The 26804-nt window shown below is 65.7% G+C and carries 20 protein-coding genes, 2 tRNA genes and 2 riboswitches; of the genes, 16 read left to right on the top strand and 6 right to left on the bottom strand.

Features of this window, described 5'->3' with window-relative positions:
- The first annotated feature begins 21 nt into the window (after window positions 1-21).
- The 5 genes from BMY53_RS20040 (at window position 22) to BMY53_RS20020 (ending at window position 5150) form a co-directional block, all read left to right on the top strand.
- Window positions 22-564 (top strand): gluconokinase, encoded by a 543-nt coding sequence (locus BMY53_RS20040; RefSeq protein WP_092948278.1) that lies wholly within the window; start codon window positions 22-24, stop codon window positions 562-564.
- Between the two features lie 113 nt (window positions 565-677).
- Window positions 678-1154 (top strand): TRAP transporter small permease subunit, encoded by a 477-nt coding sequence (locus BMY53_RS20035; RefSeq protein WP_092948277.1) that lies wholly within the window; start codon window positions 678-680, stop codon window positions 1152-1154.
- Between the two features lie 44 nt (window positions 1155-1198).
- On the top strand, window positions 1199-2449 hold the full coding sequence (locus tag BMY53_RS20030) for a TRAP transporter large permease (RefSeq protein ID WP_092948276.1): 1251 nt from the start codon (window positions 1199-1201) through the stop codon (window positions 2447-2449).
- Between the two features lie 202 nt (window positions 2450-2651).
- Window positions 2652-3677, top strand: coding sequence for a TRAP transporter substrate-binding protein (locus BMY53_RS20025; RefSeq protein WP_092948254.1), 1026 nt, complete (start codon window positions 2652-2654; stop codon window positions 3675-3677).
- A 351-nt stretch (window positions 3678-4028) separates the two neighbouring features.
- Window positions 4029-5150, top strand: coding sequence for a patatin-like phospholipase family protein (locus BMY53_RS20020; protein WP_092948253.1), 1122 nt, complete (start codon window positions 4029-4031; stop codon window positions 5148-5150).
- 55 nt (window positions 5151-5205) lie between these two features.
- Here the strand turns inward: BMY53_RS20020 and BMY53_RS20015 are convergent, their stop codons facing one another.
- The 5 genes from BMY53_RS20015 to gcvT form a co-directional block, all read right to left on the bottom strand.
- Window positions 5206-7095, bottom strand: a complete 1890-nt coding sequence (locus BMY53_RS20015) for a sensor domain-containing diguanylate cyclase (RefSeq protein WP_092948252.1) — start codon at window positions 7093-7095, stop codon at window positions 5206-5208.
- Between the two features lie 300 nt (window positions 7096-7395).
- On the bottom strand, window positions 7396-8862 hold the full coding sequence (locus BMY53_RS20010) for an L-serine ammonia-lyase (protein WP_092948251.1): 1467 nt from the start codon (window positions 8860-8862) through the stop codon (window positions 7396-7398).
- 666 nt (window positions 8863-9528) lie between these two features.
- Window positions 9529-12432, bottom strand: a complete 2904-nt coding sequence (gene gcvP, locus BMY53_RS20005) for an aminomethyl-transferring glycine dehydrogenase (protein ID WP_177200977.1) — start codon at window positions 12430-12432, stop codon at window positions 9529-9531.
- Between the two features lie 133 nt (window positions 12433-12565).
- Window positions 12566-12940, bottom strand: coding sequence for a glycine cleavage system protein GcvH (gene gcvH, locus BMY53_RS20000; RefSeq protein WP_092948249.1), 375 nt, complete (start codon window positions 12938-12940; stop codon window positions 12566-12568).
- Window positions 12941-12978: 38 nt separating this feature from the next.
- Window positions 12979-14106 carry a glycine cleavage system aminomethyltransferase GcvT gene (gcvT, locus tag BMY53_RS19995; RefSeq protein ID WP_092948248.1) on the bottom strand — a complete coding sequence of 376 codons (1128 nt, stop codon included), beginning with the start codon at window positions 14104-14106 and terminating at the stop codon, window positions 12979-12981.
- A gap of 71 nt (window positions 14107-14177) precedes the next feature.
- A riboswitch (glycine riboswitch) is annotated at window positions 14178-14319 on the bottom strand.
- A 28-nt stretch (window positions 14320-14347) separates the two neighbouring features.
- A riboswitch (glycine riboswitch) is annotated at window positions 14348-14464 on the bottom strand.
- A 104-nt stretch (window positions 14465-14568) separates the two neighbouring features.
- Between gcvT and BMY53_RS19990 the strand changes: the two genes are divergently transcribed.
- From BMY53_RS19990 to BMY53_RS19975, 4 genes are all read left to right on the top strand, one after another.
- The gene (locus BMY53_RS19990; protein WP_143074163.1) at window positions 14569-17214 is read left to right on the top strand and encodes a hypothetical protein; all 2646 of its coding nucleotides are present in this window, start codon (window positions 14569-14571) and stop codon (window positions 17212-17214) included.
- A gap of 60 nt (window positions 17215-17274) precedes the next feature.
- Entirely contained in the window at window positions 17275-17934 is a 660-nt protein-coding gene (locus BMY53_RS19985; protein ID WP_092948246.1) for a response regulator, read from the top strand.
- On the top strand, window positions 17931-19268 hold the full coding sequence (locus tag BMY53_RS19980; RefSeq protein WP_092948245.1) for an ATP-binding protein: 1338 nt from the start codon (window positions 17931-17933) through the stop codon (window positions 19266-19268). Before BMY53_RS19985 ends, BMY53_RS19980 begins: the two co-directional genes overlap by 4 nt.
- A 233-nt stretch (window positions 19269-19501) precedes the next feature.
- Entirely contained in the window at window positions 19502-21112 is a 1611-nt protein-coding gene (locus BMY53_RS19975; protein WP_255370297.1) for a DegQ family serine endoprotease, read from the top strand.
- 100 nt (window positions 21113-21212) lie between these two features.
- Here BMY53_RS19975 and BMY53_RS19970 read toward each other — a convergent pair whose 3' ends face one another.
- Window positions 21213-21524 (bottom strand): c-type cytochrome, encoded by a 312-nt coding sequence (locus BMY53_RS19970; protein ID WP_092948244.1) that lies wholly within the window; start codon window positions 21522-21524, stop codon window positions 21213-21215.
- A gap of 247 nt (window positions 21525-21771) precedes the next feature.
- On the opposite strand from BMY53_RS19970, the gene BMY53_RS19965 reads away from it, so the two are divergent.
- From BMY53_RS19965 to BMY53_RS19935, 7 genes are all read left to right on the top strand, one after another.
- Entirely contained in the window at window positions 21772-22020 is a 249-nt protein-coding gene (locus BMY53_RS19965; protein WP_092948243.1) for a TIGR04438 family Trp-rich protein, read from the top strand.
- A 277-nt stretch (window positions 22021-22297) separates the two neighbouring features.
- Entirely contained in the window at window positions 22298-23320 is a 1023-nt protein-coding gene (locus tag BMY53_RS19960) for a tetratricopeptide repeat protein (RefSeq protein WP_092948242.1), read from the top strand.
- Window positions 23321-23570: 250 nt separating this feature from the next.
- Window positions 23571-24422 carry a prolipoprotein diacylglyceryl transferase gene (gene lgt / locus BMY53_RS19955; protein WP_092948241.1) on the top strand — a complete coding sequence of 284 codons (852 nt, stop codon included), beginning with the start codon at window positions 23571-23573 and terminating at the stop codon, window positions 24420-24422.
- Between the two features lie 22 nt (window positions 24423-24444).
- Window positions 24445-25185, top strand: a complete 741-nt coding sequence (dnaQ, locus tag BMY53_RS19950; protein WP_092948240.1) for a DNA polymerase III subunit epsilon — start codon at window positions 24445-24447, stop codon at window positions 25183-25185.
- A gap of 287 nt (window positions 25186-25472) precedes the next feature.
- Window positions 25473-25547 (top strand) — tRNA-Val (locus BMY53_RS19945).
- A 78-nt stretch (window positions 25548-25625) separates the two neighbouring features.
- A tRNA-Val gene (locus BMY53_RS19940) sits at window positions 25626-25700 on the top strand.
- Between the two features lie 79 nt (window positions 25701-25779).
- On the top strand, window positions 25780-26643 hold the full coding sequence (locus tag BMY53_RS19935; RefSeq protein ID WP_092948239.1) for an NUDIX hydrolase: 864 nt from the start codon (window positions 25780-25782) through the stop codon (window positions 26641-26643).
- The last annotated feature ends 161 nt before the right edge of the window (window positions 26644-26804 follow it).

The raw sequence follows: 26804 nt of genomic DNA, 5'->3' as shown, positions 1-26804 counted from the left end.
ACGGCGGCTTCCATCGTGGTGATGGGCGTGGCGGGTTGTGGCAAGACCAGCATCGGCGCCGCCCTGGCGCTGCGGCTCCGATGGCCCTTCATCGAAGGCGATGCCCATCATGCGCCGACGTCCATCGCCAAGATGCAGGCCGGACAGCCGCTGACCGACGATGACCGCTGGGGTTGGCTGGATCGTTTGGGCAGCCTGCTGGCGGCGCCTGGCCCTGTGGTGCTCAGTTGCTCCGCGTTGAAGCGGGTGTACCGCGACCGTCTGCGCGGGTTTTGCCCGCCACTGCAGTTTGTCTATATCGACATCGACAAGGCATTGGCCTTGGCCCGCGTGACGGCCCGTTCTTCGGGCCACATCTTTCCGGCCAGCCTGGTGGAGAGCCAGTTCGCCACGCTGGAGTCCCCGGTGGGCGAGGCGGGTGTGATGTCGGTGCCGGCGGAACAGCCGCTGGACAGGCAACTGGAATCGATCGTGAATCAACGGCTGCTGCTGGCCGGTGTCGCCAGTCTGGCAGCGAGCCTGCCGGCGAGCGAGCCGACGCAACCCCTGGAGCCGGACGCATGAAGCCTGCGCCACCCGCCCGTCCGGAAGGTCCGGAACGTCAAGAACGCCATGAGCGCCACGAACGCCACGAACGCCAGGAACGTCCGGAGCGCACCGAGCAGGGCCGCCGCCCCATGTGGCAACGCCTCGGCGAAGGCGCCATGGCCTTGTGCCTGGCTGTCATGGCGCTGGCCGTGTTCATCAACGTGGTGCTGCGTTATGGCTTTGGCAGTGGCGTGGCGGCGAGTGAGGAGCTGGCCCGGTTGCTGTTTGTCTGGATGGTCTTCATCGGCGCCACTGCCGCCTACCCCCTGGGCGAGCACATGGCGTTCACCAGCCTGCTGCTGCCGTTGCGGCGGCGCCAGCGGGTGCTGCTGGCGGCTGCGGCGCTGATCCGGCTGGCGGTGATCGCTGCGGCCGTCATGGTGGCGTGGGGCGCCTGGCAGCAGGTGGTGGTGGGCAAGGACAGCCGCTCCGTGGTGCTGGGCTACTCCAATGCGTTGCTACCGCTGCCGGCCTTGTTGTCCAGCGTGCTGATCGCGCTGATGGCGTTGTGGCAGTTGGTTCGGGCCGAGCCGCTGGACCTGGGCCATGAGCTGGAGGTGGAGTGATCGTGAGCAACGAAGCCCTGTCCTTCATCGTTTTCATTGTCGGCATGCTGGTGCTGATGGGCCTGGGCATTCCCATGGCCTTTGCGCTGGTGCTGACCGGCGCGGGCATGGCCTGGGCGCTGGACTTTTGGGATACCCAGTTGCTGGCCCAGAACCTCGTGGCCGGCATCGACAGCTTCCCGCTGCTGGCGGTGCCCTTTTTCATCCTGGCCGGTGAACTGATGAATGCCGGTGGCATCAGCCGGCGCATCATCCAGATGGCGCAGGCCTGGGTGGGGCACATCCGGGGGGGGCTTGGGTTTGTGGCCATCGGTGCCGCGGTTCTGATGGCCAGCATGAGTGGCTCTGCACTGGCCGACACCGCCGCATTGGCCACCATCCTGCTGCCGATGATGCAGCGCCATGGCTACCCGATGGCCACCTCGGCCGGGTTGATTGCGGCGGGCGGCATCATCGCGCCCATCCTCCCGCCCTCGATGCCGTTCGTGATCTACGGCGTCACCACCAACACCTCCATCTCCGCGCTGTTTGTCTCTGGCATCGTGCCCGGCCTGATCATGGGCGCGGGTCTGCTGGTCGCCTGGAAACTGCAGATGCGCCGGATCGACCTGCCCGCCGGCGAGCCCCTGCCCATGGCGCAGCGGCTACGCGCCACGCTGCGCGCCTTCTTTGCGCTGCTCATGCCGGTGATCATCATCGGGGGCATGAAGACCGGCGTGTTTACCCCCACCGAGGCGGCTGTGGTGGCGGCGTTCTACGCCTTGGTCGTCAGCTTCGTGGTGCACCGCGAGATGTCGCTGGGCGAGTTGCACCGGGTGCTGGTGCGGGCCGCCAAGACCACCGCGGTCGTGATGTTCCTCTGCGCCGGTGCACAGGTGGCCAGCTACATGATCACGCTGGCGGACCTGCCCGGTGTGCTCACGCAATGGTTGGGCGGCCTGATCGATTCACCGCGCCTGCTGATGGCGCTGATGATGGTGCTGCTGGTGCTGATCGGTACTGCGCTGGACCTCACGCCCACCATCCTGATCTTCGCCCCGGTGATGCTGCCTATCGCGGTGAAGGCCGGCATCGACCCCGTCTACTTCGGCCTCATGTTTGTGCTCAACGGGGCTATTGGCCTGATCACGCCGCCAGTCGGCACGGTGTTGAACGTGGTGGCGGGCGTGGGGCGCCTGTCCATGCACCAGGTCATTCGGGGCGTGAATCCTTTCCTCCTCACCTACGCCGTGATCCTGGCGCTGTTCACCTGTTTCCCCGCGCTGGTGATCGCGCCGATGCAGTGGTGGCGATGATGCCTTGGCCGTCTTGATCGGACCTCGACGGCCAGCAGCCGATGCTGTCCGCTCTTGACGGCTCTTGTTTGCGCTCTTGTGTCTGCTCTCTTATCCGCGCTGTTGTGCTCGCTGTTGTCCGCGCTGTTGTCGCTCCTGTCCGCGAAATTCCCTTTCGTCCGCTTGTCCAGCCCTGGCCCTGCATTCCAACAAGGAGACCCCCATGAAGCTGATGCCTCCCCGTCGTCTGAGCCTGGTTGTGGCAGCGGCCGCGCTGCTGTGTGCGGCGCTGCCCGCTGCTGCGCAGGACATCAAACCCCGCCTCATCCGCTTTGGCTACGGCCTGGCGGAGAACAGCAACCAGGGCCGCGCGGTGAAGGTCTTCGCCGACGAGGTCCAGAAGCTCTCTGGCGGCAAGATGCGGGTGCGGGCCATTGGTGGGGCTGCGCTGGGGCCGGACACGCAGATGCAGCAGGCCCTCATCGGCGGCGCGCAGGAAATGATGGTGGGCTCCACCGCCACGCTGGTGGGCATCGCCAAGGAGATGGCGCTGTGGGACACCCCTTTTCTCATCAACAACACCCGTGAGGCCGACGCGCTGCTGGATGGCCCGGTGGGCGACAAGGTGCGCGCCCGGCTGGAGGAGAAGGGCCTGGTCGGCCTGGTGTATTGGGAGAACGGCTTTCGCAACCTGACCAACAGCAAGCGTGCGGTCACCAAGCTGGAGGACCTGGACGGCATCAAGCTGCGTGTGATGCAGAACAATGTGTTCCTCGACAGCTTCCGGCAACTGGGGGCCAATGCCGTGCCCTTGCCGTACTCCGAGCTGTTCACGGCGCTGGAGACGCATGCGGTGGATGGACAGGAGAACCCCTACAACACCATCCTCTCCGCCAAGTTCTATGAGGTACAGAAATACCTGACCGTCACCAACCACGTCTACAGCCCGTGGATCGTGACCGTGAGCAAGAAGTTCTGGGATGGACTGTCCAAGGATGAAAAAGCGGTGTTGCAGAAGGCGGCCTTCACCAGCCGGGATTTCGAGCGCAAGGACACCCGCGACGAGGCGGCCAAGGCATTGACCGATCTCAAGGCCAAGGGCATGCAGGTGAACGAACTGAGCCCGGCCGAAGCCGTCCGCATGCGGGACAAGTTGACGCGCGTCAACGCCGGTGTGGCGACGCAAGTGGGGATGGACTTGTGGAACGAAGCCCAGGCCCAGCTCGGGAAGCTGCGTGGCGGGAAATAGTTGCGCGTTCGCAAGGCTGCAGTCCGCAAGGTTTGCAGATGCGAACCTCAGGCTGGCGAGGTCTCACTGGTTGTCTAGTGAAAACCAGCCTTCTCGTCCGCTATGCCACATCTGCCGACCAGCCTCACCGGGACGTCCACCGCGGTGGCGATGGAGTTTGAGGCTCGCACCATTCTCAAGTCGAAAGACACACTGCTCGGCCTGGAGACCGAGATCCCCCGGGACGATGGCCCCCAACGGGTAGTGCCAGCGCCCGCACCGAGGTCCTGATTCTCCCGCCAGTGGAGCCGGCTGTTCGGTCGCGGTTGAAGGGGGCAGGCTATATTCCAGGCGTCTTCAGGAAAGGACACCATGGCGCCTCCTTCCCGTTCCCACGCGCGGGCCGCAGCCCGACCGTCGCTGGACCTGGCCCTGCAGGGCGGTGGCTCGCATGGCGCTTTCACATGGGGCGTACTGGATGCCTTGCTGGAGGATGGCTCGATCGCGCTTGACGGCGTTTCCGGCACCAGCGCCGGGGCCATGAATGCCGCGGTGCTGGCCACTGGTTATGCCCAGGGGGGCGCCGACGGGGCCCGTGAGGCGCTGCGCTCGTTCTGGCGAGCGGTTTCCGGGGTGCCCGCCTGCTTCGGGCTGGTGGGGGAGGCTACGCCGGGGGGTGATGCCGCCCGGCCTTCCATGCCGGCCTGGGTCTACAACCGCAGCGCTTGGCCTGCCGCTGTGGCCTGGGATGCCTGGCTGCGGCTGTGGAGCCCTTATCAGCTCAATCCGTTCAACCTGGACCCGTTGCGGGACATCGTCCGCCAGCATGTGGACGAGAAGGCGTTGCGCAGTGGGCCGCTCAAGATCTTTGTGACCGCCACCTCGGTGCGTACCGGGCAGGCGCGTGTGTTCAGCGACGACGACCTCAGCGTGGAGGCGCTCATGGCTTCCGCCTGCCTGCCTCGCAGCGCCCAGACAGTGGTGATCGACGGTGAGCCGTTCTGGGATGGTGGTTTCTCCGGCAACCCGGCGCTGTGGCCGCTGGTCTACGGCACGCAGACCGATGATGTGCTGCTGGTGCAGATCAATCCGCGCGAGCATGAAGGGATTCCGAAAACGGCGGCGGAGATCGATGACCGCATCAACGAGATCACCTTCAACGCCAGCCTGGTGGCGGAGCTGCGCGCCATCGCCTTTGTGCAGCGCTTGCTGCGCGACCGGCGGGTGGACCCGAGCCGCTACAAGGCGATGCGGCTGCATCGTGTCGCGGACGAGGGCGGTCTTTCCGCCTATGGCGCGTCCAGCAAGCTCAATACCGACTGGAGGCTGCTGACCACGCTCTTTGAGCTCGGCCGAGCTGCCGCCACGCGCTGGCTGGCCCACTGCGCAAAGTCAGTGGGCAAAGAGAGCACGCTGGACATTGGCCAGACCTTCCTGGCCAACCGGGTGAACAATGCGTCGGCCCCCACCGGGCCTGGGGACCTGACTGATTGACGGTCAAGGCGGGCCATGGTGTCGGGCTGTCGCCCAGACAAGGAGAACGGCTTGATCAGGCCGCCGACTTGGGCACCAGCGTCGGACGCTCGACCCGCGTGTAGAGCTGCACACGCCCCTTGCCGGCCCGCTTGGCGCCATACATGGCTTCGTCAGCCTGCCGCATCAGTTCTGCGGCGGGGAGGGTGCCGCCCTTGCTCATGACCGCACCCAGGCTGGCGCTGACGCGCACGACCTGGCCACTGTCCAGCAGGATGGGTTCCTCAATGGATGACAGGCAGCGCTGCAGCACCATCCGGAGGTCTTCCGTGTGGCCGATGCCATTGAGCACCAGCGCGAACTCGTCGCCGCCCAGGCGGGCCACCACATCGTTGCCGCGCAGGGCGATGAGCAGGCGCTTGCCGACCTCGCGCAGCACCTTGTCGCCGGCCTCGTGGCCGTGGACGTCATTGATGGGCTTGAAGCCGTCCAGGTCCACATAGCTCACCGCCAGACGATGGTTGGCGCGCTGGGCATGGGCCAGGGCGTCGCCGAGCTTTTCCTCGAACAGGCGACGGTTGGGCAGGCCGGTCAGTGCATCGCGGAAGGCCAGGCCGTAGGCATGTTCCTCGCTGCGCTTGAGGGTGTCGATATCCACCAGCATCCACAAGCTTTCGGTCTCCGACACGGCAGTGCCGCACAGATCGATCCAGATGGCTTCGCCGTCCTTGCGCCGCATCTGCAGTTGCGTGCGGAAGCGCTCGCCAGCGGCCAGCGCCGCGTAGCCGATGCGGCCAATGTGGGTGTAGCTGCTGTCGTCCAGGTAGAGCTCGCGGATGGCCTTGCCCTGCAGTTCTCCGGGGTCATAGCCGAAGATGCGTTCCAGCGCCCGGTTTTCCCAGGTGAACACGCGGTTGTGCAGGCGCACCATGCCGATCAGGTCGTTCTCCAGCATGAGGCTTTGCTCACGGGCCAGGCGCGACGCCTCCAGCCGGGCCAGGCGTTCTTTGCGGTGCTTGCTGAAGACCACGCCGGAGATGCCGGCGATGGTGAGGACGACGGCTGCCACCAGCAGCGACTGCTCCAGCGCGTGCTGGCGCCAGTGGCCCAGGAACTCATGCGTGGCCATGCCGGCGAACACGGTCATCGGGTAGCCGGGGACCTGGCGGTAGGCGGTCACGCGTTCCACCTGGTCCAGCGCGGTGGCGGTGATGTAGGAGCTGCTGACCGGGTTGCGAGCCAGCTCCCTGCGCAGGGTGTCGGAGATGGTGACTTCGCCAAAGCCCTTGGTGGAGTTGGGTTCGGCAGCGGAGAAGCGGGCGACCAGGCGCAGATCGTCCTTGCGCAGCGAGATGGCGCCGGACTGGCCGACAGCGACCTTGCTGAACAGGTTGACGAAGTGGTCGGCGGTGATCACTGCATAGGCAACACCGTTGAACTGGCCGTTGCGGTCCAGCAGCCGGCGCGCGAGGATCAGGCTCCACTCGTTGGTGACGCGGCTGCGCAGCGGTTCGGAGATCACCATGGCGTCCGTGACCATGGCTTGCAGGAAGTAGGGGCGGTCGCCGACGTTGATGGCGTTCTCGCCGGGGGCCAGGCCGGCCGACACGTGGCCTTGCGCGTCGGCGATCCGAATCGCGCGGACGTGGTGCAGCAGCCCGCGTTGTTCGATCAGCACTTCCTGCGTGGCGCGGGCAACGTTGGCGGCGTCCGCGCTGCGGTAGCGCACCGCCATGGTGGACAGGGCGTTGTCGATCACCTTCAGCTCGGAAGCCACCTCCACGCTCAGGCTGGAGGCCAGGCTCTCGGTGCTCTGCCGGGCAATGGCTTCGCTGCCCTCACGGCTGTTGCTCAGCGTGCTCCAGGTGACCAGGGCCAGCACGCCAGCCACCAGCACATTGCCGGCGATCAGCCACCCGGCGAGGTGGCGCAGCGATGTGGGGGGGCGGGGCAGCAGGCGCTCCATGACGGTGGCTCCGGATGGGAAGGGAGGGGGCAGCGCAAGGTGCGCGATCCAATACCTGCTTTGTACCGCCAGCCCTGGGGTCGCCCTATCAGCGTTGGCGTAAACGCATGTAGGTTATTGCCCGACACACGGTGCGAGGTTGTGCAGGGTGTGACTTTCTGCACGATTGCTCCTGGCGTCCGGCAGCCGGCCCGGTGCGTGGGCGGGCGGCCCACGAGGTCGTCGGGGAGGACGTCAGCGAGGGCGTCATGGACGTCCTCAGGGAGGTGAGGACGCCCGGTGATCCCTCTGCGGGACCGGTCAGCATTCGACGATATTGACGGCCAGGCCGCCGCGGGCGGTTTCCTTGTACTTGGTCATCATGTCGGCGCCGGTTTCGCGCATGGTCTTGATGACCTTGTCCAGGCTGACGTGGTGGGTGCCGTCGCCGCGCAGGGCCATGCGGGCGGCGTTGATGGCCTTGACTGAGGCGATGGCGTTGCGTTCGATGCAGGGGATCTGCACCAGGCCGCCGACCGGGTCGCAGGTGAGGCCGAGGTGGTGTTCCATGCCGATCTCGGCGGCGTTTTCCACCTGGGCAGGCGTACCGCCCATCACGGCGCACAGGGCTGCGGCGGCCATGGAGCAGGCCACGCCCACTTCACCCTGGCAGCCGACCTCGGCGCCCGAGATGGAGGCGTTTTCCTTGTAGAGGATGCCGATGGCGGCGGCGGTCAGCAGGAAATCGATGATGCCGTCGTGGTGGGCGCCCAGGGCGGGGTTGGTTCGTCCGCCGGGGCCGGCGTGTTGGGTGGCCTCGCCGGCGCGGGGGGCGGGCGGTGGCGGATTCACGAAGCGGGCGTAGTAGTGCAGCACGGCGGGGATGATGCCGGCGGCGCCGTTGGTGGGGGCGGTGACCACGCGGCCGCCAGCGGCGTTTTCCTCGTTCACGGCGAGGGCGTAGAGGTTGACCCAGTCCATGACCTGCAGCGGGTCACGCAGGGCGGCTTCGGCGTCGCTGGTGAGTTCGCGGTGCAATTGGGCGGCGCGGCGGCGCACTTTGAAACCCCCGGGGAGGATGCCTTCGGTGCGGCAGCCGCGTTGTACGCAGCCTTGCATCACTTCCCAGATCTTGAGCAGTCCGTCGCGGGTTTCCTCATCGCTGCGCCAGTGCTGTTCGTTGCGCCGCATGATTTCGGCGATGGAGCAGTGTTCACGCTCGGTGAGGGCGAGCAGTTCGGCGCCGGACTTGAAGGGGAAGGGCAGGACGGTGGTGTCTGGGGCGATCTGTTTCTGGCGGGAGCCATCGGCGAGGACTTCCTCGGTGACGACGAAGCCGCCGCCGACGGAGTAGTACACGCGGTTCTGCAGTTCGTTGCCCTCGGCATCGAAGGCGATGAGGCGCATGCCGTTGGCATGCAGGGGCAGGCTTTGGCGGCGGTAGAGAACGAGGTCGCGGGCCTCGTCGAATGCGATCTCGTGTTCACCGCCGAGAGCGACGCGTTTGCGGCCGCGGATATCTTCAAGAAGGGCAGGGATGCCCTCCACATCGACCGTGTCGGGCTCATGGCCGGCAAGGCCCAGCAGCACGGCCTTGTCGCTGCCGTGGCCTTTGCCGGTGGCACCGAGGGAGCCGTACAAGGCGGTGGCCACACGCACCGTGCGCGACAGCTGGCCTTCGTGCCGCAGGCGCTGCACAAACATCCTCGCGGCGCGCATGGGGCCCACGGTGTGGGAGCTGGAGGGGCCGATGCCGATCTTGAAAAGGTCGAAAACAGAAACTGCCATGGGGGTGCCTTCAGTTCAGTGTTCAGTCCAGCTTTGCTCAGCGCTGCCTTGCTCTTCTCTTCTCTGCTCAGCTGACCTCTGCTTAGCTCAACTCAGCTCAGCTCAGCTCACCCCTGCTCAGCCCTGCTCAGACCGAGCAGCATCAGGATGAGGGGGGCCAATTTTCTCCATGTCCCTCCTGTCCGGCTCCGCCGGCCATTCCTTCCTTGACTTACGAAAATCGGCCCCCCTCACCCTGATGCCAACCACCGAGTACCCCCACCAAGCTGACTGCCCACTCCTCACTACTGACTCCCCACCCCAGACCTCGTGATGTGGACGGTGCACCGTGAACGGTGGGCTGTGAACGGTGAACGGTGAACGGTGGGCTGTGGGCTGTGAAGTGGGTTCGTGTGAGGTCGCGGTGGGAGGCGGGAGGGGGCTCAGGCCCTGTTTTCGTAAGTCAAGGAAGGAATGGCCCGCGGAGCGGGACAGGAGGGACATGGAGAAAACAGGGCCTGAGCCGCCTCCTGGCGCGCGGTTGTTGCAGTGCACGCAAAGCGCCGCACGTAAAGCGCCACATGCAAAGCGCAACATGCAAAGCGCCACCCGCCTACCGCAGCAGCATCGAAGAAAGCCCACACGGACCACTCACCAGAAGGCGAGTGGCCCATGCCCACACAAAACTCAAGCGTAGTCCGACACCGGCGGGCAGCTGCACACCAGATTGCGGTCGCCATAGACGTTGTCCACACGTCCCACCGGCGACCAGTACTTCACGTGGCGCAACGCAGCGACCGGATAGGCGGCTTCATCGCGGCTGTAACCATGGCCCCACTCCGTCTTGAGCAGACTCTCAGCGGTGTGCGGCGCATTCACCAGCGGGTTGTCCTCACGGCTCCAGCTGCCAGATTCCACCTTTGCGATTTCCTCGCGGATCTGGAGCATCGCCGCAATAAACCGGTCCAGCTCGAACTTGGATTCGCTCTCCGTCGGCTCCACCATCAGCGTGCCCGCCACCGGGAACGACAGGGTCGGGGCATGGAAACCGTAGTCGATCAGACGCTTGGCCACATCTTCCGCCGAAATCCCGCTGCTGTCCTTCAGGGGGCGCAGATCCAGAATGCACTCGTGCGCCACGCCGCCACCCTTCACACCTTCAATGTTGCCGCTGAAGTGGATGTCGTAATGACCCGCCAGACGGGCCGCCACATAGTTGGCCGACAGGATGGCCGTCTCCGTGGCCGCCTTCAGGCCGGTCTCGCCCATCATGCGGATGTACATCCACGAAATCGGCAGCACCGCGGCATTGCCCAGCGGCGCAGCACTGACCGCACCGATGGCCGTCTTCTCGCCCAGGCCGGCACTGCGGTGCGCCGGCAGGAAGGGCACCAGGTCCTCCACCACGCACACCGGGCCCACGCCCGGGCCGCCGCCGCCGTGCGGAATGCAGAAGGTCTTGTGCAGGTTCAGATGGGACACGTCACCACCGAACTGGCCCGGCGCCGCCACGCCCACCAAGGCGTTCATGTTGGCACCGTCCACATAGACCCGGCCCCCATGCGCATGCACCAGCGCGCAGATCTCCTTCACATGGGTGTCGAACACGCCATAGGTGGAGGGGTAGGTGATCATGATCGCGGCCAGCTTGTCGCTGTGCTGCTCGCACTTGGCCTTCAGGTCAACCAGGTCGATATTGCCCTCCTTGTCGCACTTGGTCACCACCACCTGCATGCCCACCATCTGGGCCGAGGCGGGGTTGGTGCCGTGCGCAGATTCGGGAATCAGGCAGACCTTGCGGTGCGCATCCCCACGCGACTCATGCCAGGCCTTGATGATCAGCAGGCCGGCATATTCCCCCTGCGAGCCCGCATTGGGCTGCAGCGACACACCCGCGTAGCCGGTGGCCTGGCACAACCAGGCGGACAACTGCTGGTCCAGCTGGGCATAACCCTGCAGCTGGCTTTGCGGCGCAAACGGGTGCACCTGCGCAAACTCCGGCCAGGTGATGGGGATCATCTCGCTGGTGGCGTTGAGCTTCATCGTGCAGGAGCCCAGCGGGATCATGCTGCGGTCCAGCGCCAGGTCCTTGTCGGAGAGCAGGCGCAGGTAGCGCAGCATCTCGGTCTCGGAATGATGACGGTTGAAGATCGGGTGCGTCAGGTAAGCACTGGTGCGGACCAGGTCCGCCGGGATCAGTGCCATCACGCCGGCAGTCACCCCCGTCGTCACGTCCGCAAAGGCGTCCGCCACCGGCTTGCCTTCGGCAAACACGGTCAGCAGGGCCTGAATGTCGGCGCGGCTGGTGGTCTCGTCCAGCGAGATGCTGATGCTCTCGTCATCCGCGCGGCGCAGGTTCATGCCGGCGGCCACCGCCGCCGCCATCACCGGGCCGGTGTGGGCACCCGTGCGCACCTGCAGCGTGTCAAACGCCGCTTCATGCACCAGGGTCAAACCCAGGCCCCGCAGGCCCCGGGCCAGCACGGCGGCATAACCCGCCACCCGCTGTGCAATGCGCTTCAGGCCCTGTGGCCCGTGATACACGGCATACATGCTGGCCACGACGGCCGGCAGCACCTGCGCCGTACAGATGTTGGAGGTGGCCTTCTCGCGGCGGATGTGCTGCTCGCGGGTCTGCAGCGACAGGCGGTAGGCCGGCTTGCCATGGCTGTCCACCGAGACGCCCACGAGGCGGCCCGGCAGGCTGCGCTTGAATTCGTCGCGGCAGGCCATGTAGGCGGCGTGCGGGCCGCCAGCACCCATGGGCATGCCAAAGCGCTGCGTGGTGCCGACGGCAATGTCCACGCCTTGTTCACCCGGTGCCTTGATCAGCGTCAGCGCCAGCAGGTCGGCCGCAGCCACCAGCAGGCCGCCCTGGGCGTGCACCGCATCAGCGATGGCCTGCAGCGGACGCACCACCCCGTTCACGCCGGGGTACTGCACCAGCGCGCCGAAGCATTCGGCCTTTCCAGCCTGGTCGGCCGCGCCCACCTGCACCGTGATGCCCAGCGGCTCGGCACGGGTACGAATCACTTCCAGGGTCTGTGGCAGCACGTCGTCCGCCACAAAGAAGACCTGGCTCTTGCTCTTGCCCACACGCGCCGCCAGCGTCATGGCTTCGGCCGCCGCCGTGGCTTCGTCCAGCATCGAGGCGTTGGCAATGGCCAGGCCCGTCAGGTCGCAGACCATCGTCTGGAAATTGACCAGCGCCTCCATGCGGCCCTGCGAAATCTCCGCCTGGTAGGGCGTATAGGCCGTGTACCAGGCCGGGTTCTCCAAGATGTTGCGCAGAATCACGCCCGGCGTCAGCGTGCCGTAGTACCCCTGGCCAATGAAGCTCTTGAGCAACTGGTTGCGGCCTGCAATGGCCTTCAGCTCCGCCAAGGCCTGGGCCTCGGTCACGGCTTCGGGCAGCTCCATGCGCGCCGCGCGCTTGATGCTGGCAGGCACGATGGCGTCGATCAGCGCAGCGCGCGAGGCAGCACCGATGGCGGACAGCATCAGGGCTTCATCGGCAGCGTCCGGGCCGATGTGGCGGGCATGGAACTCGCTGGCGTTCTCAAGTTCGGCGAAGGAGGGCAGGGCGGACATGGCGGTGATCCTGGAGGACGGTCGTCGGTCAGGCGACCGGCGCGGGGCGGGACTGGGCAGGAAAAGGGAAATCAGGCGGCCGCCAGAGACCCGGCAGGGGCCGGGCGTGCCTGGCGGCCAGCGGGGCCGGTGATCAGCTGTTCTTCAGAAGCTCGTCGTAGGCGGTGCTGTCCATCAGGCCGTCGGTCTCCGACGGGTTGGACAGCTTGACCTTGAAGAACCAGCCGGCCTTGAGCGGGTCGGTATTGGCCAGGGACGGGTCGTCACGCAGTGCTTCGTTGACTTCCACGATCTCGCCGGAGACCGGGGCGTAAACGTCGGCGGCGGCCTTCACCGATTCCACCACGCCGGCCACTTCCTTGGCGGCAAAGCTCTTGCCGACATCCGGCAGGTCCACGAACACCACGTCGCCCAGCGCATCTTGCGCATGGACGGTGATGCCCACGGTGGCGGTGCCGTCGGCGTTGATCTGGACCCACTCGTGGTCGGGGGTGTATTTGATGGTCATGGGAACTCCGTCAAAAAAGGGCGGATAAAAAAGAAGGGTCAGCCCCGGAAGTATCCGTTGGGGGTGAATGGCGTGGAAGCGACCGTCATGGGTGTGCGCTTGTCGCGCACCACGGCAAAGATCTGGGTCCCCAGTGCGGCGTAGGGCTTGGCCACATAGGCCAGGGCCACCGGCTTGTTCACGGTCGGGCCCAGGGTGCCGCTGGTGACGACGCCGATGTCTTCACCGGCTTCGTTGATCAGCCGGGCGCCTTCGCGCACCGGCATGCGTTCGCTGCCCACCAGGCCAACGCGCTTGCGTGCCGTGCCTTCGGCCAGTTGGCGATCCACCACGGCGGCGCCGGGGTAACCGCCGGCACGTTCGCCACCCGCGCGGCGAACCTTCTGGATGGCCCAGGTCAGCGACGCTTCCACCGGGGTGGTGGTGGTGTCGATGTCATGGCCGTAGAGGCACAGGCCGGCTTCCAGGCGCAGGGAGTCGCGAGCGCCCAGGCCGATGGGCTGTACCTCCGGCTGGGCCAGCAGCTTGCGCGCCAGTTCCACCGAGCGGTCCGCCGCGACGGAGATCTCGTAGCCATCTTCACCGGTGTAGCCCGAGCGGGTCACGAAGGTGGGGATGCCGTCCAGCGTGAAGAAGCCGCCGGTCATGAAGACCAGCTTGGCCACGTCGGGGTTCAGGCGCGACAGCGCGGTCACGGCCTGGGGGCCCTGCAGCGCCAGCAGCGCCTGATCGGGCAGGGGGCGCACTTCGCAACGGCCGCCCAGATGCTTCTGCATATGAGCAATGTCCTGGTCACGGCAGCCGGCGTTGACCACCACGAACAGGCCGTCCGTGCGGCGCGCGACCATCAGGTCGTCCAGGATGCCGGCGTTGTCGTCAGTGAACATTGCATACCGCTGCTTGAACAGTTCCAGGCCGATGATGTCCACCGGCACCAGGGTTTCCAGCGCGGCGGCGGCGTCATCGCCAACCAGCAGCACCTGGCCCATGTGGGAGACGTCGAACAGGCCGGCCGCCGCGCGGGTGTGGCGGTGCTCGGCCATGACGCCGGCGGGGTATTGCACCGGCATGTCGTAGCCGGCGAAGGGGACCATCTTGGCGCCCAGTGCCAGGTGCAGTGCGTGCAGCGGGGTCTTCAGCAGGGCGGTGGTGGTGTCAGCGGACATGGTCAAACTCCGGGGCATTCAAAAATCCACCCCATGCCGTGACGATACGTGTCATCAAGGCCCGGGTGAGAGATGCCCTCGCTGTCCGCTTTACCTGAGAGATTGGCGGCCTGTGGTGCGTGATATGCGTGACATCACACCGCCCGGCCGCTTGCCCCTTCGGTGGGCGGGCTCGACCAAGGGTCCACCCCGCCTCTCTCCAGTGAGGAACGCCCGCTCAGCCGGTGGCCCGGCCCCTGCAGACGTCTTGTCAGTCCTTTTGCCTGAGCGTTCGCAGCCCGATCGCAACCGCAGCCACTGCGCCTTCGGCGGTTCCCCGGGGCGTGTCTCCCTGGGAACTCTCTCCTGACGGGGCGCATTGTAGTCATGGTTTGCATGCGTGGGCGGGCTTCGCGAACTTTCCCATAAGGGGGGTCACCAAGAGGACCTAACTGAAAAAGGCCATCGCGCCTGATTGCCAAGATGAAGCTATCGATTCCATCTCAAACTGAATCGCTCCAGGCCTTCCAGGCTGCAGGCCAGATCGATTCACCCACCCACGCGCAAGAAGGGGCTCGGATCCAACCCGGGGTGCAGGCGTTTGCGACCCCCAGAGAATTGCAGAACCGAAGCTGGAATTCCCTTCCTGGGATGCAATTCGTGCCGGAGAATTTCGTGACGCTGCCGCCTGACCTGGCGTTGCCGCCGATTGAGGAGACGGGCTGGGAGGACCCGCTCGGCGCCTCGACCGTCCGTGCCAATGCAATCCGGCTGAGCCTGGGGGGCGGTTCTCCCCAGCCCGGGGTGTCCGGCTTGTCTCCAACCAGTACGTTCTGGTCCAGGGCCTTGCCGCACAGGACGCTGCTGCAGATGCAGCCGCCGGCCCCCGGGAATGACCGCGCGATGGCGGGCTTTGGTGCCGCCCTGATGGCCGAGGACATTTCCGACCTCCTGATCGTGGCGCCGTCGGTCAAAGAAATCGACAAAGAAGGAATCGAGCGAGTCGGTTTTAACAACAAGAACCTCGCCCACTTGGCGGCCCTGGATGGGGGGGGCTACACCTACAACGGGACGCAGATTTCGAAGCAGCGATGCCTGGAGGTTCAGTGCGTGGAGCCTAAGACACCTAATATGGATAGATGGCCTCAGGGCAGCATCTCCGTGTCCGCACGCAATGCCCTGTATCGTCCGAAGACGCATGGTGTGACTACCCACTGGCTGGACATTCAGAACCCACGCTGGGTGAAGATGCTGCTGCAAAAGATGAAGTTGCGCTGGCTCGATAACGGCAAGAGCCCTATGAAGCTCGGCGTCATGTGCCATAACGGCGCATCCGAGTCTGGTGTGGTGGCGGTGGCGTTGCACGCCATGCAGTGCCTGGAGCGCCTGAATCGACAGGAACTGTCGCTCAACAACTACGCAGACCTGGCAGCGCAGATGCGCAACTTCGTCAGGTCAGCCTGGGCGGAGCGCAGCCCCTCTTTTGCTGACGCGGGCCCCAACCTTGCGGACTACGACAAGTTGGCGGAAGAGATCTGGAAACAATGGAACAAGATCAACGGTGCACCGGATTCAGCAGCAGTGCAGACACTGCGCTCGCCATCACTGCCTTCGGCTGCGAACGTACCGAGGCCGGTGGCCGAAGCGTTCGAGATTTCCACCGTCGGCACGACCAGCTCGAATTGCACCCAACAGCTGCGGCGCCAAGGCGTGGGCCGCGCCATCCATGAATTGCTCAAGGGACAGGCCGCCGATCCCCCGGGAGAGAAGGCGCTGGAGCAGCAAGAAGTGCTCAAGGCCGAACGATGGTTTGCTGACGCCGCCGAAGCACTGTTGGACGGACCGGCATCGAAGCTGAAGCTTTCTGAGGTGATGGGAGGCAATGTCATCATTGAAGAGGCTGGAGGGCTGACCGCCGGACTGACAGATGGCATGCGGCCCCTGGTGGCCCGAGTCGTGGCAGAGGGTGGTGAGGCCATGCGGGAGCGTGCGGAGACAATGGCTGCGCGGCTGCAAAGTGACGAAGCCGCGCAGAGGTGGGTGCACGACCGGTTTAACCGCGCCCAGACGGATCTGCTGACCGTGCCGCCGAACGACGTCGAAGCGGCGACTGCTTTTGGGCGCGATCTTCAAAAGCAAGCGATGGTGCTCGCGTTGATGAACGTGCTGAAGGCGGGCATTGCGCAGCCGGTGCCGGCCGTGCGGCCACAGCAACTGGATCTGCCCACGCAGGTCGCCACCAGCCCGAATCTACCCGGCGAAAGCAAGGAACGGCGTGTCCGAAGGTATCGCCCGAGGGTTGAGCCTGACAGGTCGCGCTCGTCGTCCGACAGCCTCTCTCCTTCCTCGGCGCAGCGTGGTGGAGTGCAATCGCCGACGCGTTCAGTGCTTATCTCGCCGGACGCCTTCCGGTCCCCAACGCACAGTGTGCAGTCTCCGCCGCCCGGGTCCCCGGTGTCTGCGGCGTCCTCCGGCAAGCCTGTGGTCACCGATAAGGCCTTGGAATTTCTGGAAGCGCTCAAGCTGGCGGAGTCTTCGAACGGCGCGATCGAGGACGTTAACGTCCCTGACGCGCTGCGCAGCGAATGGAGGCCCGGTGGCCAAAAATTCATTGAATTCATGCCCAGATTGGAGGGGCTGGTGAAGGAGATGACCGGCACTACGGGGTTGCGTGGCTTCGTCCGGTCGAAATTGCGTACCTCTCCCTTGCGAGACCTGACCAGCCATCTCGCTTGGGCAAAGGACGTCGGGCGAGCGGTGCGTGAGAATCCCGCCCTGGAAACGAAAGCTGGCGCGGCGCTGTCCTACGAAGCGGTGCGGGGACTGTTGCAGGAACGGTTCAATAGTCTTAGCACAGACCAAAAGGAAAGATGGCGCAGCCGGGTGGCGGGCCATAGCAGCCGGTTTGAACAGGCGCTTACCGCCAGCAAGCAGGAGGCGGATGCGCTGCCCAGGCTAATCAATCCGAGCGGTTCCCTGACCAACCTGAATGAGGTCCCTTTCTCCTCACGGCCCAATCTGTTGCTGGGGTCGGTGGAGCCCAAAAATCTCTTAAATGTCGTGGACGCGGAGTGGGCACCCTACCTGGCGCTGACGCTTGTCCGCGAGGTGGCGGGCGTGCGCGCCTGACAGGGGCCGTCAGCCGGCTGACGCCAACGGCAGGTCGCAGGCGCGTGCACAATCGCGGCCATGCGACTCCTGTTGGCTGAAGACGACTCCATGATCGGCGAGCAACTGCTTGAGCTGTTGCGCGCCGATGGTTATGCGGTGGACTGGGTGCGGGACGGCGAAATGGCCGACACCGCGCTCCAGTCCCAGACCTACGACCTGGTGCTGCTGGACCTGGGCCTGCCCAAGCGCGACGGCATGCAGGTGCTGCAGGGCCTGCGCGGCCGCAAGCAGACCATGCCGGTGCTGATCGCCACCGCGCGGGACGCCATCCAGCAGCGCGTGGCGGGCCTGGACGCAGGCGCGGACGACTATGTGCTCAAACCCTTCGAGCTGGACGAACTGCTGGCCCGCATCCGCGCCTTGCTGCGCCGCGCGGCCGGCCGGGCTGAGCCGGTGTACGAGCACATGGGCGTCACCATCCATCCCGCCACCCGCGAGGTGACGGCGCATGGGCAGGCCGTGACCCTGTCCGCACGCGAATGGGCGGTGCTGGAGCCGCTGATTGCGCGCCCTGGCATGGTGCTGTCGCGCCAGCAGCTGGAAGAAAAGCTGTACGGCTGGAAGGACGAGATCAGCAGCAATGCGGTGGAGGTCTATATCCACGGCCTGCGCAAGAAGCTCGGTGCGGAACTGATCCAGAACGTGCGGGGGGTGGGTTACCGGGTGCCCAAGGAATGAGGGTGCTGCCACGTTCGCTGCGCTACCGGCTGGTGCTGTTCCTGCTCGCGGCCATGCTGCTGAGCGCGCTGGTGCAAGGCTCCAGCGCCTATCGCAATGCACTGGCCGAGGCCGACGAGATCTTCGACTACCAGATGCAGCAGGTGGCCCTGTCCCTGCGCGCGGGCATGGGCACCGGCCTGCCGCTGCCGCTGGGGGAGGAGCAGAGCATCGACCTGATCGTGCAGGTCTGGGGCCTGGACGGCACGCCGCTGTACCGCTCGGCCGGGCCGGACTGGCTGCCGCAGCGGGCGGTGCTGGGGTTCTCCAACGTGGAGCTGCGCGGCAAGCGCTACCGGGTGCTGGCCATCCAGGGGCGCTTCCAGGTGGTGCAGGTGGCGCAAGACATGTCTGTGCGCCAGCGCATGGCCGGGCAACTGGCCTGGCGCACCGTGCTGCCCACGGCCATGATGCTGCCGCTGCTGGCCATGGTCGTCTGGTGGGTGGTGAGCTACTCCCTGGACCCGCTGCAGCGCGTGCGCCAGCAGATTTCACGCCGCGCGGCGCAGGACCTGTCGCCGGTGGATGCCGCTGACCTGCCCAGCGAGGTGCAGCCGCTGGTGACCGAACTCAATGCGTTGCTGGAGCGGGTGCGCCAGGCCTTCGAGGTGCAACAGCAGTTCGTGGCGGACGCGGCCCATGAGCTGCGGTCGCCGCTGGCCGCCCTGAAGCTCCAGCTCCAGGCGCTGCGCCGGGCGCCGGACGAACAGGCGCGCAACCAGGCGACGGAGCGACTGGCCACCGGCATCGACCGGGCCGGGCGGCTGATCGAGCAGTTGCTGGCGCTGGCGCGTCAGGAAAGCGCCAAGGTGCCGGCGCCACCGCAGGCGATTGCGCTGGACGAGTTGTGCCGCGATGCGGTGGTGGAGGTGAGCACGCTGGCGCAGGCGCGCGGCGTGGACCTGGGCCTGGGGCGTTGTGACCCCGCTGAGGTGAGCGGGCAGCCGGACGCCCTGCAAATCCTGCTTCGCAACCTGCTGGACAACGGCGTCAAGTACGGCCGCAGCCGGGTGGATCTGAGCCTGGAGCGCACCGGCGACCAGGCGCTGGTGGTGGTGGAGGACGATGGCCCGGGCATTCCCGAGGCGGAACGGGCCCGGGTGTTCGACCGCTTCTACCGCTCCGAATCCCAGGCACAGCAGGCGCCGGGCAGCGGGCTGGGCCTGGCCATCGCGCGCAGCATCGCGCAGGATCATGGCGCCACGCTGCGCCTGGGCCACAGCACCAGCCTGGGTGGGCTGCGCGTGGAATTGGCGATGCCGGTACGGCCCCCCGCCGGTTCGGCTGACGGTTAAGAAGCCTTTGCATCACTCCTCGCGGCCGAGATGACCCCGCTTCGGGAGGTCCGCCGCGTTGCAAATCCTCGCCATAGCGCCCGCTATGGCGGTGGTTTGCGCCTTGCACCCCATCCCGAATCAGGGCCACCTCGGCTCGCGGGAGTGATGCAGAGCTTCCTTAAGAACGGTCTAAGGCAACGGTCTCACACTCTGGCCATCGAATTGATTTGAACCTCCTGGAGGTGATTCAAATGGCACAAGTGGAAAAGATGATCTCGGCCAAGAAACTGGTCTGGGCGCTGGCCGCTGCCGGCGTGCTGGGCGCCACGGGCGGCGCCCTGGCCATGCGCAATGCCAAGGTGCCCAACGAATCGGCCACGTTGGCCGGTGCTTCGGTCAATTCTGCGGACTCGGCAGCCCCCGGCGGTGGTGCCTCGGTGGACGGTGCGCAGGTCGCTGCAGTGACTTCGCCGCTGGCCGGCGCCGCGGCCCCAGCGGCTGTCACCGCTGTGACGGCCCCCCCCGCCGGCCTGCCGGACTTTGCGCAGATCGCGGCGACCCAGGGCCCGGCGGTGGTGAACATCAGCGTCTCCGGCACGGTGAAGACACGCGGCGCCCGCGGCCCGCAGATCGACCCGGACGATCCGTTCTATGAATTCTTCCGCCGCTTCGGCCTTCCGGGCGCGCCCGGCGGCCAGGGTGGGGACGGGGAGGGGGGTAGCCGCCAGATCCGTGGCCAGGGTTCCGGGTTCATCGTCAGCGCCGACGGCATCATCCTCACCAACGCCCACGTGGTGCAGGACGCCCAGGAAGTGGTGGTCAAGCTGACCGACCGGCGTGAATTCCGCGCCAAGGTGCTGGGCAGCGACAAGTCCACCGATGTGGCGGTGCTCAAGATCGAGGCCAAGAACCTGCCCACGGTGCGCCTGGGGGCCACCAAAGACCTGCGGGTCGGGGAATGGGTGCTGGCCATCGGCTCGCCCTTCGGTTTCGAGAACAGTGTCAGCGCCGGGGTGATCAGTGCCAAGGGTCGTTCCCTGGGTCCGGATGAAAGCCGCGTGCCCTTCCTGCAGACGGATGTGGCCATCAACCCGGGTAACTCCGGCGGGCCGCTGTTCAACGCCCGTGGCGAGGTGGTGGGCATCAACTCCCAGATCTACAGCGCCTCGGGTGGTTATCAGGGTTTGTCCTTTGCGATCCCGGTGGAGGTGGCCAACAAGGTGCGCCAGCAGATCCAGAACGGGGGCAAGGTGCAGCATGCCCGTCTGGGTGTGATGGTGCAGGAAGTGAACCAGGGCTTTGCCGACTCCTTCAAGCTGGAGCGTCCGGAGGGCGCGCTGGTCGCCAATGTGGAAGAGGGCAGTCCAGCCGCGAAGGCGGGCCTGCGGCCGGGCGACGTAATCCTGAGCTTCAAGGGCCAGCCGATCGTGGGCAGCGGTGATCTCCCGGCTCTGGTGGATCAGTCCAGTCCCGGCGAAAAGGCGGTGATGGAAGTCTGGCGGGGTGGCAAGCGCGAGCAGCTCACCGCCGTCATGGGGGATGCCAACGACAAGGCCGCGAAGCAGGCGAAGAACGAGGACGGCCCCGCCGCTGCGCAGGGCAAGCTGGGCCTGGCGCTGCGGCCGCTGCAGCCGGAAGAGCGCCGCCAACTGGGTATTCGTGAAGGCCTGTTGATCGAGGAAGTCTCGGGCCCTGCAGCCCGGGCTCAGGTGCGGCCCGGCGATGTGCTGCTGGCGGTGAATGGCACGCCAGTGCAGTCGGTGGACCAGGTGCGTGGCCTGGTGCAGAACGCTGAAAAGTCTGTCGCCCTGCTGGTGCAGCGGGGAGGGGACAAGATCTTCGTGCCGGTGCGGATCGGCTGATCCGTCCGGTACAGAAGAACGACCAGGGGTGCCCGGTCGTTGCTCCGAGGGGCTCGCGCGTGGTGGCGCGAGCCCCATTTTATTTACCCTGCCGTAACGGTCACTTCAAGGAGAGCACCCACTTGGCCAGTTGCTCGGCTTCGGCGGGGCTGACCTGGGCGTTGGCGGGCATGGGCACGGGGCCCCACACGCCGGCCCCTCCCTTGATGATCTTCTCGGACAACTTCTTGACAGCGTCCTTGTCGCCAGCGTACTTCTTGGCAACCTCCTTGTAGCCGGGGCCCACCAGCTTCTTGTCGACTGAATGGCAGGCCATGCAGTTCTTCTTCTGGGCCAGCTCGGGGCTGGCCATGGCCGGGGTAGCGGAGAGCGCGACCATCACGGTGGCGCAGGCGATCAGGGCAACTTTCATGGCATCCTTTCAAATCCTGCCGGGAGAATAGCGGGAAGGAAACGGTTGGAAACTGTTGAAATTCGGAACACCCCGTTCGCTTCCGATTGGCTACATTTCAGCCCGCTGCCTGGAACGCGCCGAAGCGCATTCTGATAAAGCGGGAATTTGAAACAAGCACAATGACTTGGCCGAGGCATGCCGAGCTCAAAAGATTGTAGTGTTGGGTGGCCGGGCCTAGCGGGCGCCGGCGACGAGGAGAGTTGTGATGTGGTTCATTGTCATTGGGGTTTTGCTGCTGGTGATGAAGGTGGCTGAATTCGGGCCCGTGGCCGAGTGGAGCTGGTGGGTGGTGCTGGCGCCGTTCGCCGTGGCCGTGGTCTGGTGGGAATTCGCCGACAAGACCGGTCTGACCCAGCGCAAGGCCATGGACCGCCTGGACGAGCGCAAGGAAGCGCGGCGTCAGGAAGCCATGTCCAAGCTCGGCACCTCGGACAAGCAGCGCCGTCGTCGTTGATCGCGGGTCTGGAAGGCGGCGATGCGGGTTGGATGACCCATTGTGGTGGTGCAGGAGGCAACAGCCTCTCTGGCGCTGCGAAGAATCCACCTGCATTCGCCCAAAGAGGGGGGGCCGAGAGGTCCCCTTTGTCATTCGTCAACCGTCTTTGGCGTTCTCGCAACGGGCGCTTGGTGCGCTTCTTGTCTCCCGTTTACCAAACTGCCACGTTAGCCTTCGGGTAGCTCTGTATAAGTTGGGGGTGGCCGAGGCGCCGCTGCTTTTTGAAGAAGGACCGATGGTGAAACGACTGACTGGCAAGACTCCGCTCGGCATGGCTGCGCTGCTGCTGGCGCCTGCGCTGTTCATGGGCGCTGCACCCGCGCAGGCGGCAGTGTTCAAGGACCCGGCGCTGCAGAACCTGCTGGATGCGGGGCAGGCGGATCAACTGGAGAGGCTCGCCGGCCAACGCCTGAAGGCGCATCCGGACGATGCCCAGGCCACCGCCGCGCTGGCGCTGTCACAGCTGGATCTGGCTGATGGCGCCGCCCTGCGCCAGAACACGCGGCGCCTGGAGCAATGTGTGCAGAAGCAGCCCCAGGAAGCCAGTTGCTCCTATGCGCTGGCGCTGGCGCTGGTGATGCAGGTCAGAGGGGGCAGCAAGCTCAAGGCATTGGGATCGCTGAGCCGCGTGAGCGAACTCATGCAAAAAGCCATGGCGCAACTGCCCGAGGCTCCCGAGCCCCGCAGCGCCCTGCAGCAGTACTACCTGGCGTTGCCCAGCTTCATCGGCGGTGGGGAATCCAAGGCCCGCGCCCTGGAGCAGGGCGTACAGGATGAGGACCAACTCCACCTGCTGCGTGCCCGCACCGCAGCGTCGAAGAAGGACTGGTCCGGCATGGAGCGTGAATTGCGCGCCGTGCGCACCAAGCGGCCGGAGCTGATGCTGGAACAGCGGGTGCTGGGCAGTGACCTCGGCCGCCAGTTGATGCACGACAACCAGCATGCCAAGGCCCGGGCCTGGCTGGAAGAACTGGCGCGCCAGCAGCCGCAGCAGGCCATGCCGCTGTATGGCCTGGGCCGGGTGCTGGACGCCATGGGCGACCACGATGGCGCGGTCGCCACCTTCGAAAAGGCCAAGGGCCTGAACGGGGCGGAGCAACTGGCGCTCGACCATCGCATCGGCATCGCACTGCAGGACAAGGGCGACAAGGCCGGTGCGCGCGCCGCCTTTGAACGCTACATCGACAACCGCCGCGCCAGCGCCAGCAACATCGAAGATTGCAGGCGGCGGCTGGCGGAGCTCGGGTCGGCTACCTGATATCAGTCATCTATGTCGGCCAACTTCTCGGCCCAAGTGTGTCGACCCAACTGGTGTCGGCCCGCTGACCTCGCGCCATTAACCCGGCCCACCGAGCGCGGGCGCGGATCGGCCTGTCCTGCTGCCACCTGACGTGGGGGCGAAGAGCGGGTGGCTGGGGCTTGCGGCCGCACTATGATTCGGCACCTCGCCACCGCTGCTGGCGCGCCGCCGCTTGCGCCGCGCGCACCCCACGGCACCATCTATTCGCATGCTGACTCATCCGCTGATCCACCCCCAGTTCGACCCGGTCGCCTTCCACGTCTTTGGCTGGCCCATCCACTGGTATGGGCTGACCTATCTCGCCGCATTTGTGCTGTTCCTGTGGCTGGCCAACCTGCAGGTGGCCCGCCCCTGGCATGCCCAGCGCGGCTGGACCCGCCCGGCCGTGGATGACCTGCTGTTCTATGGCGTGCTGGGTGTGGTGTTGGGCGGTCGCCTGGGCTATGTGCTGTTCTACAAGCCCGGTGAGTTTCTCAAGCACCCGCTGGAGATCTTTGCGGTCTGGCAAGGGGGCATGTCTTTCCACGGCGGGCTGCTCGGGGTGATCGTGGCGCTGGCGGTGTTTGGCTGGCGGCGTGGTTTCAAGTTCTTCGAGGTGGCCGACCTGGTGGCGCCGTGCGTGCCCACCGGACTGGCCATGGGGCGCCTGGGCAACTTCATCAACGGTGAGTTGTGGGGCCGTCAGGCCGATCCGTCGCTGCCCTGGGCCATGATTTTTCCGCAGGCGCATGACCAGACGCCTCGCCACCCGTCCCAGATCTACCAGTTCCTGGGGGAGGGTGTGCTGCTGTTCATCATCCTGTGGCTGTTTGCGCGCAAGCCGCGTCCGATGGCGGCGGTGTCCGGCCTGTTCCTGATCGGCTACGGCTTCTTCCGCTTCGTGGCCGAGTATTTCCGTGAACCGGATGATTTCCTGGGCCTGCGCCTGTTTGGCTGGAGCCAGGGCCAGTGGCTCAGCGCCCCGATGGTGGTGGGCGGCATCCTGATGATGATCTGGGCCTATCACCGTGCCCGCCGCGCCGGTGGCACGGGCACCCCGGCGACCCCCGCTCGCACCTGATTTGCGCTGAATTGCACCCGACATGAGACAGATCTTTTTTGACACCGAAACCACGGGCCTGAACCCCGAGTCCGGCGACCGCGTCGTGGACATCGGCTGCGTGGAGATGGTGAACCGCCAGCTCACCGGTCGCCACCTGCACTTCTATCTCAACCCTGAGCGGGACATGCCGGAAGAGGCCTTCCGCGTCCACGGGTTGAGCATTGACTTCCTCTCGGACAAGCCCAAGTTCGCCGAGATCGTGGACGAGATGCTGGCGTTCATGCGCGACGCGGAGCTGATCGCCCACAACGCCTCGTTCGACGTGGGCTTCATCAATGCCGAGCTCAAACGCGCCAAGCGTCCGCTGCTGCATGAGGTGGTGGGCAGCGTGACCGACACGCTGGTAATGGCGCGCGACATGTTCCCCGGCAAGGCCAACTCGCTGGATGCCCTGTGCCGCCGCCTGGAGGTGGACAACAGCAACCGTGGCCTGCACGGCGCAGTGAAGGATGCGGAGTTGCTGGCCGAGGTCTATATCCGCCTCACGCGCGGCCAGGACTCGCTGGTGATCGATGACTCGAGTGCGTCGTCCGGTCAGGGCGGTGAGATGGCCGTGGCTGCCATCGACCTGAGCAGCTTCCAGTTGCCGGTTCTCGCGGCCACCGCCGAAGAGCTCGTGCTGCATGACAAGGTGCTGGCCGAGCTGGACAAGGCCAGCGGCGGCAAGCGCATCTGGCAGCAGCCGGCGGTGCAGACTGCGGTAGCTTCGGCGGCAGCCTGATTGGCGCTCGGCTGATCCGGCGTGTCAGCGACCCATGAGCGGCACATGAGCGGCCAATAATCGGCCAATAAGCGGCGCCGAATGAACGGCCAGTGAGTGACGTAGGGGCCGGCGGACGTGAGTGCCGTGGAAAGTCTGCGAGCCACTCCCTCGTCATGGCAGGATCGTGCGTGCGATTAATAGAAATCCGTGTGAAACCAAGAACGAAAACACGGGAACTTCTTGAGTAGCTCTTAAATTCCATGGCATACTCTTGGTCTTTCGCGGTGAGCCCGAAGCAACAAATCGGGCGGTTAGCTCAGGGGTAGAGCACTGCCTTCACACGGCAGGGGTCGCAGGTTCGAAGCCTGCACCGCCCACCAGTTTGGTTTGGTGGTTCATTTCGAAGAAACCCGGAATATTCAAAAGATTCTTGCAAAAGAATCGTTCCCCAGAATTCCGGGCGGTTAGCTCAGTGGTAGAGCACTGCTTTCACACGGCAGGGGTCACAAGTTCGAAACTTGTACCGCCCACCAGAACAACCCCGACAGATTCAATATCTGTCGGGGTTTTTTCTTGGGTGCTTCGGAATCTCGCCCCGCACCTGCCCGCAAAATGGGTGGCATGCCTTCACCCTCCCAAATGCCCGCCGCGCTCCAGGCGGTCATGGCTCGTTGCCTGGCGCACGCGCACCAAGCGCTGCCGTCGGGGTTGTGGCGCTTCAACTTGAATGATTTGGCCCTGGGCTGGGTGCATCCGATGCGCTTGCCATTGCTCCAGGCCTGCTGGCCGGAGTTGCAGATGAAAGACGGTGTGGTGGTGTGGGCGGCGCAAGGCATGGACGTGGCCCAGCGGTCCCTGCGCATCGCCGAAGTGGCGGCCATGCTCCGTCAGCGGGGTGCGATCGCCGGGTGGCGGGATGAGCCTTATGCCTGTGAGCGGCCGGTGGAAGATCCGTGCGTCGCGCGCGGCGAAACTCTGTTTGAACTCGAGCGTGCGGCCTTCCGCTGGTTTGGGTTCATGAGCCGGGCGGTGCACATCAATGGTTTCCTGCCCGGCGCGCGCATGGTGTGCGGCCGGCGTGCGCTCACCAAGCCCACGGATCCCGGCAAGCTGGACAACCTGGCGGCGGGCGGCCTCCCTGCGGGAGAAGATTTGCGAGACTGCGCCCGACGCGAATTGTGGGAAGAGGCCGGCGTGCCGATGTCACTCAGCACCGGCCTGCAGCCGCGCGGGCAACTGCGCAGCGTCCGCATGACGCCGGACGGGTTGCATGACGAGGTGCTGCACATCTACAGCCTCACACTGCCGCTCGGCTTTTCGCCCAGCAACCAGGACGGCGAAGTCAGCGAGTTCCTGTCGCTTGACCTGGAGAGCCTGACTCAGCGCCTGCAAGGGGATGCGTTCAGTATCGATGCCGCTGCGGTGGTGGCCTGGGGGTTGATGCATGCGCAGGCCTTGAGCGACCTTCGCACGTAAGGGGCGGGCACCCGAAGGCGCCGCCATGAAGAACGGGCGCCCGAAGGTGCTGACATGAAAACGGGCACCCGAAGGCGCCGCCATGAAGAACGGGCGCCCAAAGGTGCCGACATGAAAAACGGGCACCCGACGGTGCCCGTGGTGTTGAGAAATGACGAAGT

The sequence above is a fragment of the Roseateles sp. YR242 genome, assembly GCF_900109745.1.
Lineage (GTDB): Bacteria > Pseudomonadota > Gammaproteobacteria > Burkholderiales > Burkholderiaceae_C > Roseateles.
This window is presented reverse-complemented; position numbering and strand designations above follow the sequence as displayed.